General features: G+C 34.6%; 18 protein-coding genes, 2 other RNA genes and 1 pseudogene. 13 read left to right on the forward strand and 8 right to left on the reverse strand.

Features of this window, described 5'->3' with window-relative positions; genetic code table 11:
* The first annotated feature begins 2 nt into the window (after window positions 1-2).
* The 6 genes from ABWU69_RS01595 (at window position 3) to ABWU69_RS01620 (ending at window position 6,743) form a co-directional block, all read left to right on the forward strand.
* The gene (locus ABWU69_RS01595) at window positions 3-812 is read left to right on the forward strand and encodes a baseplate J/gp47 family protein (RefSeq protein WP_353285304.1); all 810 of its coding nucleotides are present in this window, start codon (window positions 3-5) and stop codon (window positions 810-812) included.
* Entirely contained in the window at window positions 812-1,972 is a 1,161-nt protein-coding gene (locus tag ABWU69_RS01600; RefSeq protein WP_353285305.1) for a phage tail protein, read from the forward strand. The genes ABWU69_RS01595 and ABWU69_RS01600 overlap by 1 nt, the downstream gene beginning before the upstream one ends.
* Window positions 1,973-2,139: 167 nt before the next feature.
* Window positions 2,140-2,952 carry an ankyrin repeat domain-containing protein gene (locus ABWU69_RS01605; protein ID WP_353285306.1) on the forward strand — a complete coding sequence of 271 codons (813 nt, stop codon included), beginning with the start codon at window positions 2,140-2,142 and terminating at the stop codon, window positions 2,950-2,952.
* A 174-nt stretch (window positions 2,953-3,126) separates the two neighbouring features.
* Window positions 3,127-3,351, forward strand: coding sequence for a hypothetical protein (locus ABWU69_RS01610; RefSeq protein ID WP_341817271.1), 225 nt, complete (start codon window positions 3,127-3,129; stop codon window positions 3,349-3,351).
* A complete protein-coding gene (locus ABWU69_RS01615; RefSeq protein WP_353285307.1) occupies window positions 3,260-4,888 on the forward strand; it encodes a recombinase family protein in 1,629 nt (542 codons plus the stop codon). Before ABWU69_RS01610 ends, ABWU69_RS01615 begins: the two co-directional genes overlap by 92 nt.
* A 490-nt stretch (window positions 4,889-5,378) precedes the next feature.
* Window positions 5,379-6,743: an ankyrin repeat domain-containing protein gene (locus ABWU69_RS01620; RefSeq protein ID WP_353285308.1), complete on the forward strand. Its 1,365-nt coding sequence runs from the start codon at window positions 5,379-5,381 to the stop codon at window positions 6,741-6,743.
* Between the two features lie 209 nt (window positions 6,744-6,952).
* On the opposite strand, the gene ABWU69_RS01625 is transcribed toward ABWU69_RS01620, so the two are convergent.
* Together ABWU69_RS01625 and ABWU69_RS01630 are read right to left on the reverse strand one after the other, a co-directional pair.
* Window positions 6,953-7,117, reverse strand: a complete 165-nt coding sequence (locus ABWU69_RS01625; RefSeq protein WP_353285420.1) for a transposase — start codon at window positions 7,115-7,117, stop codon at window positions 6,953-6,955.
* Window positions 7,118-7,173: 56 nt separating this feature from the next.
* Window positions 7,174-7,953, reverse strand: a complete 780-nt coding sequence (locus tag ABWU69_RS01630; protein WP_265034540.1) for a hypothetical protein — start codon at window positions 7,951-7,953, stop codon at window positions 7,174-7,176.
* 45 nt (window positions 7,954-7,998) lie between these two features.
* Here ABWU69_RS01630 and ABWU69_RS01635 point away from each other — a divergent pair, with 45 nt between their 5' ends.
* The gene (locus ABWU69_RS01635; protein ID WP_341812821.1) at window positions 7,999-8,157 is read left to right on the forward strand and encodes a hypothetical protein; all 159 of its coding nucleotides are present in this window, start codon (window positions 7,999-8,001) and stop codon (window positions 8,155-8,157) included.
* Window positions 8,158-8,589: 432 nt separating this feature from the next.
* Here the strand turns inward: ABWU69_RS01635 and ABWU69_RS01640 are convergent, their stop codons facing one another.
* From ABWU69_RS01640 to ABWU69_RS01650, 3 genes are all read right to left on the reverse strand, one after another.
* Window positions 8,590-8,724, reverse strand: a complete 135-nt coding sequence (locus ABWU69_RS01640; protein WP_265034543.1) for a hypothetical protein — start codon at window positions 8,722-8,724, stop codon at window positions 8,590-8,592.
* A 207-nt stretch (window positions 8,725-8,931) separates the two neighbouring features.
* Window positions 8,932-10,221: a bifunctional folylpolyglutamate synthase/dihydrofolate synthase gene (locus tag ABWU69_RS01645; RefSeq protein WP_265034544.1), complete on the reverse strand. Its 1,290-nt coding sequence runs from the start codon at window positions 10,219-10,221 to the stop codon at window positions 8,932-8,934.
* Window positions 10,196-10,801: a phospholipid-binding protein MlaC gene (locus tag ABWU69_RS01650; RefSeq protein ID WP_265034545.1), complete on the reverse strand. Its 606-nt coding sequence runs from the start codon at window positions 10,799-10,801 to the stop codon at window positions 10,196-10,198. The genes ABWU69_RS01645 and ABWU69_RS01650 overlap by 26 nt, the downstream gene beginning before the upstream one ends.
* Before the next feature lie 109 nt (window positions 10,802-10,910).
* Here ABWU69_RS01650 and ssrS point away from each other — a divergent pair.
* From ssrS to ABWU69_RS01665, 3 genes are all read left to right on the forward strand, one after another.
* A non-coding RNA gene (gene ssrS, locus ABWU69_RS01655) (6S RNA) lies at window positions 10,911-11,072 on the forward strand.
* A 1-nt stretch (window position 11,073) separates the two neighbouring features.
* The gene (locus ABWU69_RS01660) at window positions 11,074-11,553 is read left to right on the forward strand and encodes a type II toxin-antitoxin system RatA family toxin (RefSeq protein WP_265027108.1); all 480 of its coding nucleotides are present in this window, start codon (window positions 11,074-11,076) and stop codon (window positions 11,551-11,553) included.
* A gap of 53 nt (window positions 11,554-11,606) precedes the next feature.
* Window positions 11,607-12,293 carry a DsbA family protein gene (locus tag ABWU69_RS01665; protein ID WP_265034546.1) on the forward strand — a complete coding sequence of 229 codons (687 nt, stop codon included), beginning with the start codon at window positions 11,607-11,609 and terminating at the stop codon, window positions 12,291-12,293.
* A 29-nt stretch (window positions 12,294-12,322) separates the two neighbouring features.
* On the opposite strand, the gene ABWU69_RS01670 is transcribed toward ABWU69_RS01665, so the two are convergent.
* The gene (locus tag ABWU69_RS01670) at window positions 12,323-12,601 is read right to left on the reverse strand and encodes a DUF2671 domain-containing protein (RefSeq protein WP_250295262.1); all 279 of its coding nucleotides are present in this window, start codon (window positions 12,599-12,601) and stop codon (window positions 12,323-12,325) included.
* Window positions 12,602-12,859: 258 nt separating this feature from the next.
* Between ABWU69_RS01670 and ABWU69_RS01675 the strand changes: the two genes are divergently transcribed.
* Entirely contained in the window at window positions 12,860-13,507 is a 648-nt protein-coding gene (locus ABWU69_RS01675; protein WP_265034547.1) for an O-methyltransferase, read from the forward strand.
* Window position 13,508: 1 nt separating this feature from the next.
* On the opposite strand, the gene ABWU69_RS01680 is transcribed toward ABWU69_RS01675, so the two are convergent.
* Both ABWU69_RS01680 and ABWU69_RS08005 read right to left on the reverse strand, forming a co-directional pair.
* Entirely contained in the window at window positions 13,509-14,162 is a 654-nt protein-coding gene (locus ABWU69_RS01680) for a glutathione S-transferase family protein (protein WP_265034548.1), read from the reverse strand.
* Between the two features lie 107 nt (window positions 14,163-14,269).
* Window positions 14,270-14,476: pseudogene (locus ABWU69_RS08005) on the reverse strand (WPE palindromic element domain-containing protein); the annotation flags it as partial.
* Window positions 14,477-14,601: 125 nt separating this feature from the next.
* Between ABWU69_RS08005 and ffs the strand changes: the two are divergent.
* Window positions 14,602-14,691, forward strand: an RNA gene (gene ffs / locus ABWU69_RS01690) — signal recognition particle sRNA small type.
* Between the two features lie 21 nt (window positions 14,692-14,712).
* Window positions 14,713-16,314, forward strand: coding sequence for a DNA polymerase III subunit gamma/tau (dnaX, locus tag ABWU69_RS01695; protein WP_265034549.1), 1,602 nt, complete (start codon window positions 14,713-14,715; stop codon window positions 16,312-16,314).
* The last annotated feature ends 8 nt before the right edge of the window (window positions 16,315-16,322 follow it).

Genomic DNA, 16,322 nt, shown 5'->3' on the forward strand with positions numbered 1-16,322 from the left:
AGATGGAGCAGCCAAATATTATCGAACTACTGAACTTCGAGGAAATCTTTTCGCGGATGAAAGAAGAGTTAGTAAATCGAGATAAAAGTTTTACAGGATTGGTGGAAAGTGACCCAGCAATAAAGATTTTAGAGGTAGCAGCCTGGCGAGAACTTTTGCTTAGACAAAGAATAAATGAAGCGGTAAAAAGTAATTTACTTAAGTTCGCAGGAGGAGAAGACTTAGATCGTTTAGCTGAGTTTTACGGAGTTGAGAGAGAAAAAGAAGAAGATGACGAACGATTTAGAAAAAGAATCAAGGCAAGAATAGTTGGCTCAAGCACTGGAGGAAGTAAAGAGCATTATAGGTTTCAAGCACTCTCAGCAGATAGAAGAGTAAAGGATGCGCTGGTTGAATCAAAAGTGCCAGGGAGTGTAGAGATCTCGATTTTATCCACGGAGTTATCCACAAATGGCATAGCATCTGAAGAACTACTGGATATTGTAAAAAAGCAAGTCACCAGGGATGATATAAGGGTATTAACAGATACGATAACAGTAGTTGGTTGCAATATTATTGAAATAAATATCCACAGCAGAATTAGTATTAAAAGACCAGATATTGTTGAAACAGTGAAGAAGAGATTTATAGAAAAATTTGAAACAACGAAAAGATTGGGATGGAGTGTAACAAGGGCGTGGATTATAGCAAATCTATTTATAGAAGGAGTGGAAAACGTGGAATTAATAGAGCCAAGAAAAGATGTTGTGGTACTGGGGAATGAGTGCGTTTGTTTAGGCAAGCTAGAAATCGAATTAATGGGCAAAAGCTAATGTTACTTCCACCTAATAGCACAAAAGAAGAAAGAGCCATAGTAGAGGCTATCGATTACAAAGTTGATCCAAGCAGGATAAAAGGATTTAAGTTTAATTCTAAAGATGAAATACTACCGTGGATAATAGAAGAATATGGATTGGGGGAAATTCTGCGTTGGGTAACAGACAAAGGAAAGGCGATAAAAGAAGGGATAAAATTTCAAAGACTGCGTGGCACACCAGAATCACTTAAAATAGCATTAAAATGGGCAAATATAGAAGATATTACGATCATTGAAGAGCCACCCGGTAAACACTTTTTTGAGTTGCAGGTAGGGATAAGAGATGTACCGAATGACTTCTTCGTGGATGCAGTAGTAGAACTAGCAAAACTATCATTGCCAGCAAGATCGAGGCTAATGAGGCTTTTCAATGACCACTATAATATTGGAAGATTTATTTTAGATGAAAGCTTTTTTGGCAGCTTATTATCAGACTACTCTGGTACAAAGATCGAAAAAGATGGACCGGTGTTATCATTTGGTCGGAAGAACTCATTTGAGCTAAAAATATTAAATCCAACTTTTAAGTTTGGTACTTTTCGAGTTCATTACGAGCAAGCATTAAGTAATGATCTGTATAGGCTAGATGTAGCAATACTTGGAGAAACCGAGCCCCACATGAAGAATTACAGAGGCATCTATGAAAGAAATCATGTGTGGTATAACTTCAAAGCGCTATATCCGCTACCACAGAGCTTATTACCGGCAATTAAGTTTGCTAAAGCGCAGATAGTATTATCGGACAGTTGGAGTTTAGGAGAAATAAACGCGTGTTTTCCGGTTACGAATGCAGAAGAAGAAGGGAGCAAGTTTTTACTAGGAAGTGATAAACTATCTGAACAACTGTGGAATTTTAAATACAAGCCAATTTTAGAAAGATTCAGTGTTACCTATCATTACAAAGTAGAAAACTCTACCGATCAAAAAGTTATAAGATATGGTGTAGCAGAGCACTATGTTCATTTTGAAAGCGATTTAAATTCAGAGCAAAAGGATTCAATACATGAACCGGAAAATTACATTTTAGTGTTTTACCCAGGTGTACTAACGTGGCACGAACATCGTCATTTGAACAGGTCTTGGAAAGAGACGCAAGTAATATGTTTAATGCGTTAAGCATATATATTTATATCTTCATATACTATATTAGTATTTAGTTAAAAAAGGTGTACTACACGAAAAAAGACTTGCCTTTTTATGCTAAAACACGCATAACTTAAATAGTAGCAAGTAAACATAAGAAATTTATCTTGCGCTAAAAAAGCTAATTTTGTGAGGTACATATGTTATTTACGTTAAACAAAAAACTGGAAAAATTAAAGGAGAATTCATTTCGTGGAATAAATGAAAAAGACGCAGCAGGTTGCACAATATTGCACCGAGCAGCACAAGTGTCAGACCCAGAAGTAATAAAGTTACTGATAGAAAAGGGAGCAAAAACAAATATAGAAAACAAAAGCGGAGAAATACCATTACACCTAGCAGCATTCTATGGAAAGGTAGAGAATGTAAAAGTACTATTGGAGGAAGGAGTAGATGTAAATGCTAGAAACGGTAAAAGAAATACGGCATTACATTATGCGAGTCTAATGGGGTATGAAGAGACGGTAAGGGAGCTAATAAAAGGAGGGTCAAATGTTAATACTGGGAACTACATAGGAAGGACCCCCCTACATGAAGCAGTATTTATGAGGGAAATAGGGAATGTGAGAGCGATATTAGAAGCGGGAGGTGACGTAAATGCGAGAGACCAAAAAGGATATACATCACTGCATATAGCATGCAAAACAGGAGAAGGAAGGATAACAAAAGAGATAATAAAAGAGCTAGTAAAAGCTGGAGCAAATGTAGAGCAAAAGGATAAATTTGGCAAAACAGCAATGTATTATGCGAGAACTGAAGAGTTGCTAGAAAAACTAAGGGAGTTATCGGAGCGGACAGTAGATGCGATATTGAGCCTAAACCTAAAAGAAAAAGGAGAAAGAAGGTTTGAAGAAATAAGGGAAAAGCTAGAAGAAGCACCATTGGTCAAGAAGGCACTGATGGAAGTGGAAAAAGAGCTAGAAGATATGGATGAGAAGATAAAAGAGCTATAAAAAGAGCTTTCTGTAAGAGAAGGGAGTAAAAGGTAGGCTACAAGCTATGTGTTTCTAAAATTTTGCATAAAAGCTGAGAAAAACAAGGGTTAACAGTTGCGTCTTTTTCGCAAGAGTAATGGATTTATGGAAAAAAGGAGTGCCCGAACTACAAAAATATTTACAGGAGAAACTATGAGAAAAAGAACGTTAACTGTGACCTGTCGATATGAGCCTGATCAGTTAGCAGATAAACATCTATCAGACGCGTACGAGCTGTTACTAAGGTATGCGGTAAAAAGAAACAACGAAAAGGAGGTGGAAAAAAATGACAACAGTGGCCTTATATGCGAGAGTTTCATCGAGGAGCCAAGCACAGAACAATACAATAGAGAGCCAAATTGCAGAGCTCAAGCATAGAATTGCTGCAGACAAACATGAGTTATTAGATGAGTATGAATTTAAGGACAATGGCTTTAGTGGGTGGAATTTAGAGCGTAGAGGTTTAGATGAGTTACGTGATAAAATAGCAGAAAGTCAAATTAATAAAGTTTATATTCATTCACCTGACCGGTTGTCAAGGAAATCTGCACACCAAATGATATTACTTGATGAATTTGAGAAAGCAGGAGTAGAAGTAATATTCTTAAATCATGCAAATGAAAATAATCCAGAGTCTAAATTATTACTAGGAATGCAAGGATTAGTGTCAGAATACGAATGCACAAAGATTATGGAAAGAAGCCGTAGAGGGAAACTCCATGCAGCAAGAAAAGGTCGTGTAAGTGTAATGAGCAAAGCACCTTATGGTTATCGATATATAAAAAGGCATGTAACAGGAGAAGCCAAATTTGAAATTAATGAAGAGGAAGCAAAAGTAGTGTGTGAACTATTTGAGTGGATAGGTCAAGAAAGAATAGGTATAAGGGCAGCTACACTGAGGCTAAAAGAGAGGTCAATTAGAACAAGAACTGGACAGGAGAATTGGTATCCAGCAACGATTTGTAGCATATTAAAAAATCCCGCATATAAAGGACAAGCAGCTTTTGGTAGAGTAAGAAGAATTGAAACAGCATCATGGAAGGCAACAGGAAGAAGGTCTAAACAAAAGATGAAAAAAGTTTCTGTCCACCGTACAGATAAAGAGAATTGGATTTATATACCAGTACCAAAAATAGTTGATGAAGAATTATTTGATGTAGTGCAAGAGCAGCTGGATGAAAATAAAAAAAGAGCAAGAATGCAGAAAGTGAAAGGAAAAGAGAGAAATCTACTACAAGGTCTAGTTGTATGTCAAAACTGTGGATATGCTTATACCGGTTCGCATTGTAGAAGTGGGGAAAAAACATATAGCTATTATCGTTGTAATGAGCGTGTTATGATTAATAGTTACGATAAATGTAACAATAAATATATCCGTGCAGATATGTTAGAAATGGTTATATGGGAAGAAATAAAAAGTTTGTTAAAGGATCCAGAGAGGATTAAAAAGGAGTACCAACATAGAGTTTCAGAAAATAAAAATGATGAATCATCAGATAAAACATTTGCAAGAAGGGAAAATCAAATAAAACAAGGTATCGAAAAACTTATGGAAGACTATTATAGTCAAGAAAATGCAGGCGGGGAAAAATATATAAATGAGGAAGAATTTAAGCAGACAATGAAAAAAATGAAGGAACGTTTAAAAGGGATGGAAGAAGAGAAGAAAAAGGTTGTTGATCAAAAGACACTACAGAAGAGAATGAGCCTTATTATCAATAGTATAAAGGGTTTTTATTCTAGTGTTAAATCGAACCTAGACTACCTAGATTGGCAAACTAAACGTGGTATTGTTAGGACATTAATAAAGCAAATTAACATTGGTCTTGACAAGGTAGAAGTGACATTTCGGATCAAAGAACTAGCGCAGGAGGAAAATTTGCAACATTGTATTAAACGCGTTGGCGTTTTTTAAGTCTTAAACACTGCAATTTAGCTGCTTTTAAATGCAACTCACCTTTGTTTAAATGTTTAAGAAATTTACTAAGCAGAAAAAAAGGCAAAAGAAACCCCGTGGTAATTAGTGTTCACTCTCTAATCCTTCAAATTGGCGTACTATACTGTCTTAAACGACTTATAAGCGCGTTTCAGCTTATATGGGTAAAAACCCAGAAATATTGTGAAGACATAAGGTGCACATAGTGCGAAAAATTAAAAATAAGACGCCAAGTACGTTGTTTTTTTGCTGTTTAATCTGCACAGATGAAGATAACTGAATACCTTCAGTTTCATGATAAGGGGGCTGGCGGAGGGTGTCAAGCAAGTTTTTCGTTTCTCAACGCGCTGCCAAAAGTTTGTTATGCAAGAATGCATAGTATCCTAGCCATTTCTCACAGATTCATTTAAACTTAATTAAGTAGAAGTATTATTGAAACGTAAAAGGTTTGATTAGAGATTGAAGTAATATGGCGCGTGAGGAAGATATAAACCAATTAGTAGAAAATGGATTTGATATTAACTCAAAAGATGCAAGTGGAATCACTCTCTTGCACAAGTTCACAAAAGAAGGTGATTTAGTTGGAGTAAAGTCATTACTAGAGCACGAAGCTGATTTCAATGTCGTAGACAATGAAAATAGAAACCCTCTGCATTACGCCATTATGCATGGACACAAGAAAGTTGCTAAACTTTTTGTTAATCAACTGACAATTAATTCCAAGGATAAAAATGGATTCACTCCACTGCACCTTGCTGCACTACAAGATGACACGGAATTAATAGATTTTTTGATAACAAAAGGCGCAAAAGTTAATGAAAAAGATGCCAAAGAGGGCTATACTCCTCTTCATATAGCTTCACTATACGGTTCTAAAAAAAGCGTCCAAATTTTAATTGATAGCGGAGCAAATCTCGAATGTGAAGATAACAATTTTCGTACTCCTTTGTTTTTAACCATTTATCAATGCACCGCACATTATGACAGCAGAGCAGAAATTATAGAATATCTGATAAAGAAAGGTGTAAATATAGAAGCAAAAGATGCAGAAAATAACACTACGCTTTTCCTAGCAGCGTATAACAACAAAATGCAAATAGTAAAGCTTATTGCAAAAAAACAGCAAGCAAGTAACGATAAAATTAAACCTAAAGAGTTTATTTGCACAAAAAACAATCATGGTTTTGATGCATTAGATTGCGCTATTGAGCATAATAATAGAAAAATGGTAACATTTCTTGTTTCAAAGGGAATAGAAGCAAACGATCAAGATTTTAATGGTAATGCCAGGCTGCATAAAGCTAGCCATAATGGTAACACTAAAACAGTTAAGCTCTTATTGAAGCTTAAGGTAAACGTTAATGCTGTTACTAAATGTAACAGAACTCCCTTGCTACTGGCAGTTAAAAAAGGCCATACAAAAATTGTGAAAATGTTATTGGAAGTTAGAGCCAATATGAACATTTGTGAACAACAAGGTTTTGCACCTCTACATCTTGCTGTTCAAAAGGATTATTTTGATATAGCTCAGTTGTTAACAGAAAAAGGTGCAGACCTTAACATTAAGTGTAATAACGGTCATACCGCAATAGATATGTTCATTAGCAAGGCTCATAGCAAAAAAAACATCGAAGAAAATTACAAAAAATTTTGTAGATTTTTGATGCTTTATCTGAAAGAGCTACATAGTAAACACAAAGCCTGTTGTATACTTTCAACCCTAGCTCTAAGCTTAACAATTATAGGCTTACCATTTATTTTCAAGCCTATTATTAAATACAGAGAAAGAAGTAAAATATATAAAAAAACTAAGGCTATGCTGGTCTACATTTAAGTACAAGATAAAGTGTGCAAAAAAACATATATAGCTATACCGCCACGGCGCATAAGTGTTGAAAGTATCAAAAATAACGTGATATGAGATGATCAACGGCATGTAAATTACCTCCCGACAGTAAAACAATCGAACGTATAAAAGAGTCATTTAGATCCAATGTGAATTGCAGTAATGCTATTTTGAACCCATGTAGATTATTTTTGATTTTATAAACAAGAAATAACAAAGCAGATCATGTAAATATACACCTTCATGCCATTCATAGTATGGCTTAAAAAGTGCTTATATCCAAGATTTTGCTTTATAAATTTAAAGAACACTTCTATATCCCATCTGCGCCTATATAGCTCTGTTACTTCATAAGCTGGCATTTCAAACAAGTTTGTCAAAAACCATATTTCATCTCCAATTTTATTTCTGATTTTTATTAGCCGTAGATCATTGCCACTTTACCTCGTGCACGATAAAGATTAACTATTATATCTTCTAAAATCTCTGATCCATCCGATTTTTGTTCTCTTATAACTTTGTTCCTGCTTATAACATCATGTTTTCTTCCTACTTTAACTCTTGTGATAAATTTGTACTCCTTTTCATCAAATTCGGCAAAAGTTCCAACTTTTCTGATTCCTCTATCAAATAATAAAATATCCTCTTTTTCAACTTTAGCTTCATTAATTGCTCTCACTAATGCTATATCTTCACTACTTTCTTCTTGTCCTTTACAAAATCTTATACTTGTCGGCAATTGATCCTTTAATCCTACACTCACTTTAACTTGACTGTCGTTACTTTTACCGCCTATTTTTAGCCCATCTTTTATGAGATATCCCGATAAATTTATGATCGTCGAATCAAACTTATGTAAGTTATTTGATGTTTTTTGGGGTAATAGCTTTTTAATCTTGCTCATCAAATCAATATATACTCCCTTAAAATATTCTGGATTTATAACTTTTAACCTTTTTGACAAACCACTGTATGTTACTGTACTTTTATCGCTATTCTTATCCATTATACACCTGTTTATTACCATTTCTAGCGCTCTTAGGCTTGTTTTTTGCCCCATTAATATTAACTTCATTAGACCTTTAAATATAATCTTGCCCAACAATTTAGTATTACATTTATCTACTTCACTTAATTTTCCTAGCCTTTCTAAATCCTCATCTTTTATTAAATTTAGTACTCTTTCTATTTGATCCATTATTGCCTCCTTTTTCTTGCAATAATAGTTCTTTATGTCTTTTTTGTGTTACTTTCAACACTTATGCCCAGTGCCCCTATGATGTCATTCCAGCGCGTGACGCTGGAATCTAGTTCTTATTGTACATTTACTTGGTGTAGAGTTAAGTTTCCTGGATCCCAGTGTCTGGGCACTGGGATGACAAAAAAGGGGCTACTCGGATGACAAAAAAAGGAGCACTGGAATGACAGGAGAAGGAGGCGCTGGGATGACAAGAAAGGAGCACTGCCATTATAGAGTGAACCAGTGTCAGCTACTCGGATGACAAAAAAAGGGGCACTGGGATGACAGCTACCCTGACAACCGTCATCCCGCTGCTTGTTAGCCGGTATCTAGAGATACCGTGACGGTATGACGGTTTGCGGCGGTATAGTAACTCGTCATCCCGCTGCTTGTTAGCGGCTAAGAGATACCGCGGCGGTATGACGGTGTAGATGATGGTTAAGTATCCCGCTACGTGTTAGCGCCGCGGCGTTATGACGGTTCGCGGTGGCATCTCGTCATCCCGCTACTTGTTAGCGGGATCTCTTGTTAGCGGATGAGATACCGCGAATGAATCGCGGTATGACGGTTCGCGGCGGCATGACGATAACCTTGTCATCCCAGTGCTTGACACTGGGATCCAGTTTTCCATATAATCTCATCGAAAATGTTGTAACCACTGTCTGTGCTAGTTTGCTTGCCCACAAGCAAACTTTCCTGGATCCCAGTGTCTGGGCACTGGGATGACAAAAAAGAGGCTACTTGGATGACACCCTGACGATCGTCATCCCGCTACTTGTTAACGGCTAAGAGATACCACGAATGAATCGCGGTATGACGAGGGAGAACAGTTGATATTTTGTTACGTGTTAGCGGCTAAGAGATACCGCGAATGAATCGCGGTATGACGGTTCGCGGCGGTATGACGCGTTGCTTGGGTCAGCTATATCATTAAAGTTAGCTATTCTCCATACTCAAATCTCTGGCTAGAAATAACGAGCCACAGATTAGTATGGTTTTTACATTATAGATAGAGGCTTTTAATATGTGATTTGATATTGCATCGCCAATTGATTCACATTCAACTGCCTTTATTTCTATGTTATTGGCTTTTTCCCTAATCAAATTTGTATTTGTTGCTTTAGGTTCAGACTTAACACAAACCGCACATAGTAGTTTGATATATGGTTTTAAGTGTTCTAAGAACTCTTCTACATTTCTGTTACGAGTAACACCAAAAATTATATAGACACCTTCAGCAAAGTTATCTCTTACCCACTGAGATAGCACTCTAGCACCATCATTATTGTGCGCACCATCTAAAAATAATTGCCAATCTTTTGGTAATAAAGAAATTAAATTGCCCTCTTTTATACGCTCCAGTCGTGCAGGCCAATAGGTATGCTGTAAACCTGAAGTGATATCCTCTTCTCCAATGTCAAATCCATATTTTCCACTCAAAATGCTACATGCTGCAATGGCGTTTCCTGCATTGATTATTTGGTGATCACCCTTTAAAGACGGCAAAGGAAATTCTATTGATTGAATAGCTGATTGAAAAACCATTTTGTTGTTCTTTTTTTTGCAATTCCATTCAAAGCCTCCTCTATATAAAGGAGATTTCTTATTTATTGCATGGAATTCTAGTGTATTCATTATAGACTTTTTTTGTGGTGCTATTACACAAGGAATATTAGGTTTCATTATTCCAGCTTTTTCACCTGCTATGGTTTCTACAGTAGGGCCAAGATATTCTGTATGATCAAGTGCAATGGAAGTAATGATTGTTAAAATCGGATTATCTATAACATTTGTTGCATCAAGCCTTCCACCCATACCCACTTCAACTAAAGTTATATCGGCTTTATGACGAGAAAAAGCTAAAAAAGCTGCAATAGTTGCAGCTTCAAACAGAGTGATAGGTTGTTCTGCAATTACGGCACGGCATTCTTCTAACAAGCTATATAATTCATTATCGTCGATATAACTGCCTGCAATAACTATTCTTTCATTAAAATTCACCAAATGTGGAGAAGTGTATGCGTGTACCTTATACCCTGCTGCTTGCATTATATATCTTATAAATGCTAGTGTTGAGCCTTTCCCATTAGTTCCAGCTATATGAATTACGGGAGGCATTTTTTTCTCGGGGTTATCTAGTTTGCTAAGAAAGCCTTTTATGCGATCAAGAGAAAAATCATTCGGCCTGCTACCAAGTGGCTTAGGCCAATGAGGCATATAGATCATTATTGCACCTTAATTCATCTATAACGCTCGCTATACCATGCGTATCAATCTTCTCACTAAATTGAGAACGTTGATTAATAGCAATACTTATTCCACTCATTACAACATCACTTATCAAGAAAGAACTGTTATTTTTAGTAACTTTAAAATCAATATTTGTAAATTCTTCATCGCCATAAGAGAACCTTGTACCAATTAAGCAAGTTTCATCGTCAACTGCTTTTGCACTCATTATGATCATTTCACTATCATGCATGTATTTATATAAAATTTTAACGCACAAACGCGTAAGATACACTTCATACTCTCTTAAAAAATCTTCTTTTTCTTTTTGTTTAACTAAAGCCCAATGTTTCCCTATAACGAATTGCGATATTCCTTTGAGGTTAACATTATTCTGAATGACCTCCTGAAGCTTTTCGTGTACATGCTCTAGGTTTTTTCTATTTCCTTTTGTAGATATACCATCCACTTGTTGCTTCATAGTATGCACAAAAATTTTGTGATCTGTACAATTAGTATAAGCACTTGAAGAAATTACAATAAAAACAATAATGATTAAAACTTTAGTAATGTTCATAAGATAAACTATAATACTTAAAATGCAAAATTTAATAAAGATTAAATAATAATCGCTGACTTTAATATACCTATAGACATGCCCTGTGTAAATCATCTATAATTCAAGTAGGGGTCTGTGCTATGCGTTATGAGTTAAGTTAAATTTCCCGAGCGATAATTTCTAGAGAAGGGAATTGCCTCTGCTGGTTTCGTTGAAACTAATATGCGATGCCCACCTTAACTTCAGGTCTCAGGAATCTACTAAGGCTGACGGTAGATACGGATCCTTTTTTGATTGGTACTAAATTTATGCTTCATCAATACAGAGAACAAGGTACCTTCCTATGTTCGCCTAATGAAGTATTCAAAATTGTAATTGATGTTGAAAGGTATCCTGATTTTGTTCCTTGGTGCAAAGCCGTTTATATAAAAGAAAAAATTAACAACCAAATGGTTGTGGATCTCCTCGCAGCTTTTCATGGAATTAAAGGAAGGTACACATCAGAAGTTACTTCTCTTTCTCCAAGTGGAACAAATGAAAGTTGGATAAAAGCTGTATCATCAAATGGAATATTTAAACATCTATACAATGAATGGCAATTCATTCCCATAGATGAAAATAAAACCATGGTAAAGTTTTATATAGAGTTTAAGTTTAAGTCCAACTCATTTTCCACTTTATTAAACTCAGTATATAAATATACACAAAGTAAAATAATTGCTGCATTTAAAGATAGGGCTGAAAGCCTTGCTAAACAAAAGTTATCTTGACATTATTAATATAAATATGTAATTTTTTTAGTAAGTTAAGTGTTTGTATTGTAATGATTTTTAGACTATTGTTTTTACTAATTCTTATGAGTGTTGATTCTTATGCAGTTGTTAACCAACATATTCAAAAAGAAACTAATGAAATAACATCAAAAGAGTTACTATCACTATTACCTGATGATAAATTATTAGGAGATCCAAAAGCACCAATTCTAATGATAGAATATGCTTCATTAACTTGCTATCACTGCTCTCTTTTTCATAAGAATGTTTTTCCTAAAATTAAAGAGAAATATATAGATACAGGTAAGATGTTATATATATTTCGTCATTTTCCTTTGGATTACAGAGGGCTAAAGGCTGCAATGCTAAGTCATTGCTACGAAAAACAAGAAGACTACTTTAATTTTAACAAAGCTGTTTTTAACTCAATAGATTCGTGGAATTACTCCAATTTGAGTGATTTGACTTTACTACAAAGAATTGCTGCACTAAGCAACTTAAAGCAAGATGCATTTAACCAATGCATTAATGATAAGAAAATGATGGATAAAATCATAAATGATAAATCACTGGCAATTAATAAACTTGGTATCACAGCCACTCCAATATTTTTCATCAAGCTCAACGATGGTAAGTCATATATAGAGCATAATAAAGTTAAACATGAAGGGTATAAAGAGCTGAAATACTTCACTAACGTAATAGATGAATTATATGGAAAAGCTATAGTGAAGTAATACCACTGTAGCTTACCATATAAAAGACTCTATGCTGAGTCATTGTTTTTCACTACTGTTTGTTGTTTTTTACGCTCAAACTCTCTTTTTTTACTGTGCCAAGTGTAGTAATACATAGCGATTTTATTCTCTATTAATATTATTGTCCCATCATAAAACTGAACCATATCCATAACTTTTTTCTGAGCTTCATTAAAACGTTCTTTATACTTTTCACGATAAGCTGGATTATGTAGTAACATAACCCCTTCATTCTTGTTAGATTTTTTGTTTAACGTTTCAACTTCACCAGCAATAGTATAAGACATATAACCCCCTCTAATTGATTATAAAAATTATATTTTAAAAAGAGAAATGCGCATAAACAATCCCTTTAATTCTAGCATAATAATCGATTGTTTATTATACTAGTTAACTATAGTACAATATATAATAATTCTTGTCACTTAAAATTTTATACTATGAAATAATAACTTAAAATAAATGTTTTTATTATTTTAAACTATATTATTATATTTATAAATTGTGTATGAATTAAGCCTCCCTAATTTATAATATAAAACGTAATGCGTAATAATCCTAGTACAAAATTGTCATACATAAGAAATCTATTTGCAAAAGAATATAAAACAATAGAAGAATATTGTATTCTTGAAAAAAAGCAACATATTCAGATTGGCCCTGAAGAAGGAAAGCTATTAAGTTTATTTATAAAAATCCATAAAATCAAAAGTATTGTTGAGATTGGCACGTTATACGGTTATTCGTCGATTTGTATGGCAAAAGCTCTACTGAAAGACGGTCATATATATACAATAGAAAATAATCCTCAACACTCAAGAATAGCAAAAAAAAATTTTAGTGCTTTTAATCTAAGTGATAAAATTACTCTAATAGAAGGCGATGCACTGGAAAAAATTAATGAATTATCAGCAAAGGCACCATTTGACATGATATTTATCGATGCTGACAAAAGCAGTTATCCTAAGTATTTAGATTGGGCAGAGTCATACATTAAACGAGATGGGCTAATCGTTGCAGATAACACTCTACTGTTTAACACAGTATTTTTAGAATCGCCTCCAAAAGAAGTATCAGAAAAATCATGGCATGCTATGAGGGAGTTTAATAATAGATTATCAGATGAAAAGAAATATTTCTCTATATTGATTCCAACTGATGAAGGAATGACTGTAGCTTTAAAGCTAACATAAGTTAAAAATCAAGGTCAGCGTAATGTTTAGGAGGGGTTAACCCGGAAACTCTCTCTAATAATATTTCGCGAAAACAAGGCCTTGATTTAACAATGGAGTACCATTCTTTTAAAATTTTACTTTTTTCCCATGGAAAACTATTTACGTAGTCTATTACAGAAATATGCGACGCTAAAGTAATATCAGCCAAAGTGAACTTATCAGTTGCAAGCCAAACGTTCTTGTTAATTAAGTGTTCGATGTATTCCATATGGCAAGGCAGGTTATGCTGAGCTGCATGAAGAAATCTAGAGTCAGGGCTGCGGTTAGTAATTACTTTTTCATTCATAATATACTTAGTAACTTCATTGTAAAATTTGTTGTCGAACCAATTGATTAGAGCGCGTATTTTAGACTTAATAATAGTGGATGAACCAAGTAATTTGACGTCGCTATTGTAAGTTTCTTCTATATATTCACAAATGGCATTACTATCCGCTATTATAAAGTTATTATCTATTAATACTGGTACTTGTCCAGTTGGATTGATCTCCATGAATTCATTCCGCTTTTCCCACGGATTTTCATACACTAGATCGCAGCCTAATTTTTTTTCTTTTAGAAAAGCTCTAACTTTTCGTGAAAATGGACAAAGAGGAAAATGATATAAAATCATAACACCTCTCCTTTGTCATCCCAGTACCTATAGGTTGTTATTCCAGTGCATGATACTGGCATCCAGCTTATTTCATTATGGACATTATTTTTAACATATACTCCTAGAATCCGTTGTACATTGCATAATTTGCAAATATTTTTATATCTGGATCCCAGTACAACTGTACGAACATTGTAGTTTGAGAGCAATTCCCACCGGAAGGGTGTCATTCCAGTGCTTGACACTGGAATCCAGTTCTTATTATACAACAGCCTGATGTATTCATTTAAAATTAAGTTTTCTGGATCCCAGTGTCTGGGCACTGGGATGACAGAAGAAGAGTATTTTGGGTAACAGTTATTTACTCCAAAGTAGCACTGCAAAAAATCTGACATATCAAATTATAAAACTAACATAGGATATACCTTGCTAAATAAAAAAAAAAGTATAATATTTTATAAGGTATGCAGGCAAAAACTCTGTAATTTGGTCAGATCAGAAATGAAGCAGCCATATCGGAACCTTTTTGGGTTGCATACCTATTTCATTATTTGTTTTATCCGAGGCTATGAACATAGCATTAAAACATCGTCCTAGTAGCTTTAAAGATCTAGTAGGTCAAGATATATTAGTGCGTGTATTAGAAAATGCTTTTACTTTAAACAAAATCCCACAATCTATACTGCTCTCCGGTAGTAGTGGAGTTGGTAAAACCACCACTGCAAGGATAATAGCTTTATGTTTGAATTGTTCTCTGGGGCCAATTTTTGAACCTTGCGGATCATGTGAAAACTGTCTAGCAATAAAAAATTCAAGCCATCCAGATGTAATTGAAATCGATGCAGCAAGTCACACTAGCATTGACGATATTAAAGTAATCCTGGGAGATATTTGCTATTCACCTATAAGCTCTAAATTCAAAGTCTACATTATAGATGAAGTACATATGTTATCCAGCAGCGCATTTAACGCATTACTTAAAACCCTAGAAGAGCCACCATCTAGTGTAAAGTTCATTTTAGCAACTACGGAAATAAAAAAGATACCAATCACTATTATTGCACGTTGTCAAAGATTTGATTTACACAATATTCCTGTAGCTAAAATAGTGGAACGTTTAAATGATGTTGCACAAAAAGAGAGTTATTCCATTGAAAAGGGAGCATTAGAATTAATTGCACGACACTCTGGAAATTCAATGCGTAACGCCTTGTTTTTGATGAATCAAGCAGTGCTATATAGCAAAGATGGTGCAATATCCACTAAAAATGTGATAGACATACTTGGCCTAGTGGATAAAGATATTATATTCGATCTATTAGGAGCAATATTAGAAGGTGATTTACAGAAAGCTCTGTTAGTGTTTGACAAGGCGGTAAAAACAGCAAACCCACTTAGTATTTTTGAAGGTCTATTGCAAACAATTCAGTTAGTATGCCGTTTTTTAATTACGAAAGAGATTGATAGTGCAGTTACAGAGCATGAAAAGAATAGGATAAAAGATTTAAGTATAAAGAGATCTTTAATATTTTTTTCGAGATTGTGGAAGGTGTTGCTTAAAGGTATTCAAGATATAAAAACTTCAACATGCAACGATGTTGCTGCTGAAATGATGCTAATTAGTCTTTGCTATCTCTCTGATCTACCTTCTCCGGAACAGGTGATCAAAAAAGTTCTTTCACAGAATGCAGAGCAAGGAAATAGACAGGGCAGACCTGTTGCACCTTCCCCCTCTGTCATCCAAGTAGCTGACTACTCGGATCCAAAAAAATATGTGGAAAGTAAACAACAACCCCACTCTGTCATCCCAGTGCGTGACACTGGGATCCATGTAGAAAATAAACAACAAAATTACGATTTTGACAAAGTTTTGCAACTATTACGGCGGAGTAACCAAATTTATCTTTACAAACAACTGTGTAATAATCTACAATTAATAGATTGTAAACCTGGGTATTTAAAATTAAAAGCTGTATCTAAGTTGGATAGTAATTTTTGCAATGATTTAAAAAATTACTTAAACCAGGTGACTCAGCAGGAGTGGGTTATTACAGTTGATACGGGTTATATAAACAGGGAAGTGAGTAATTTAAATTATGCACCTGCAGTTAAGGATGTACTTGACACGTTTAAAGGTGCAAAAGTAGTTAATATAGAAAATAAGGAGTAAGTTGTGGA

The sequence above is a fragment of the Wolbachia endosymbiont (group A) of Beris morrisii genome, assembly GCF_964028185.1.
In the GTDB taxonomy this organism is placed as follows: domain Bacteria; phylum Pseudomonadota; class Alphaproteobacteria; order Rickettsiales; family Anaplasmataceae; genus Wolbachia.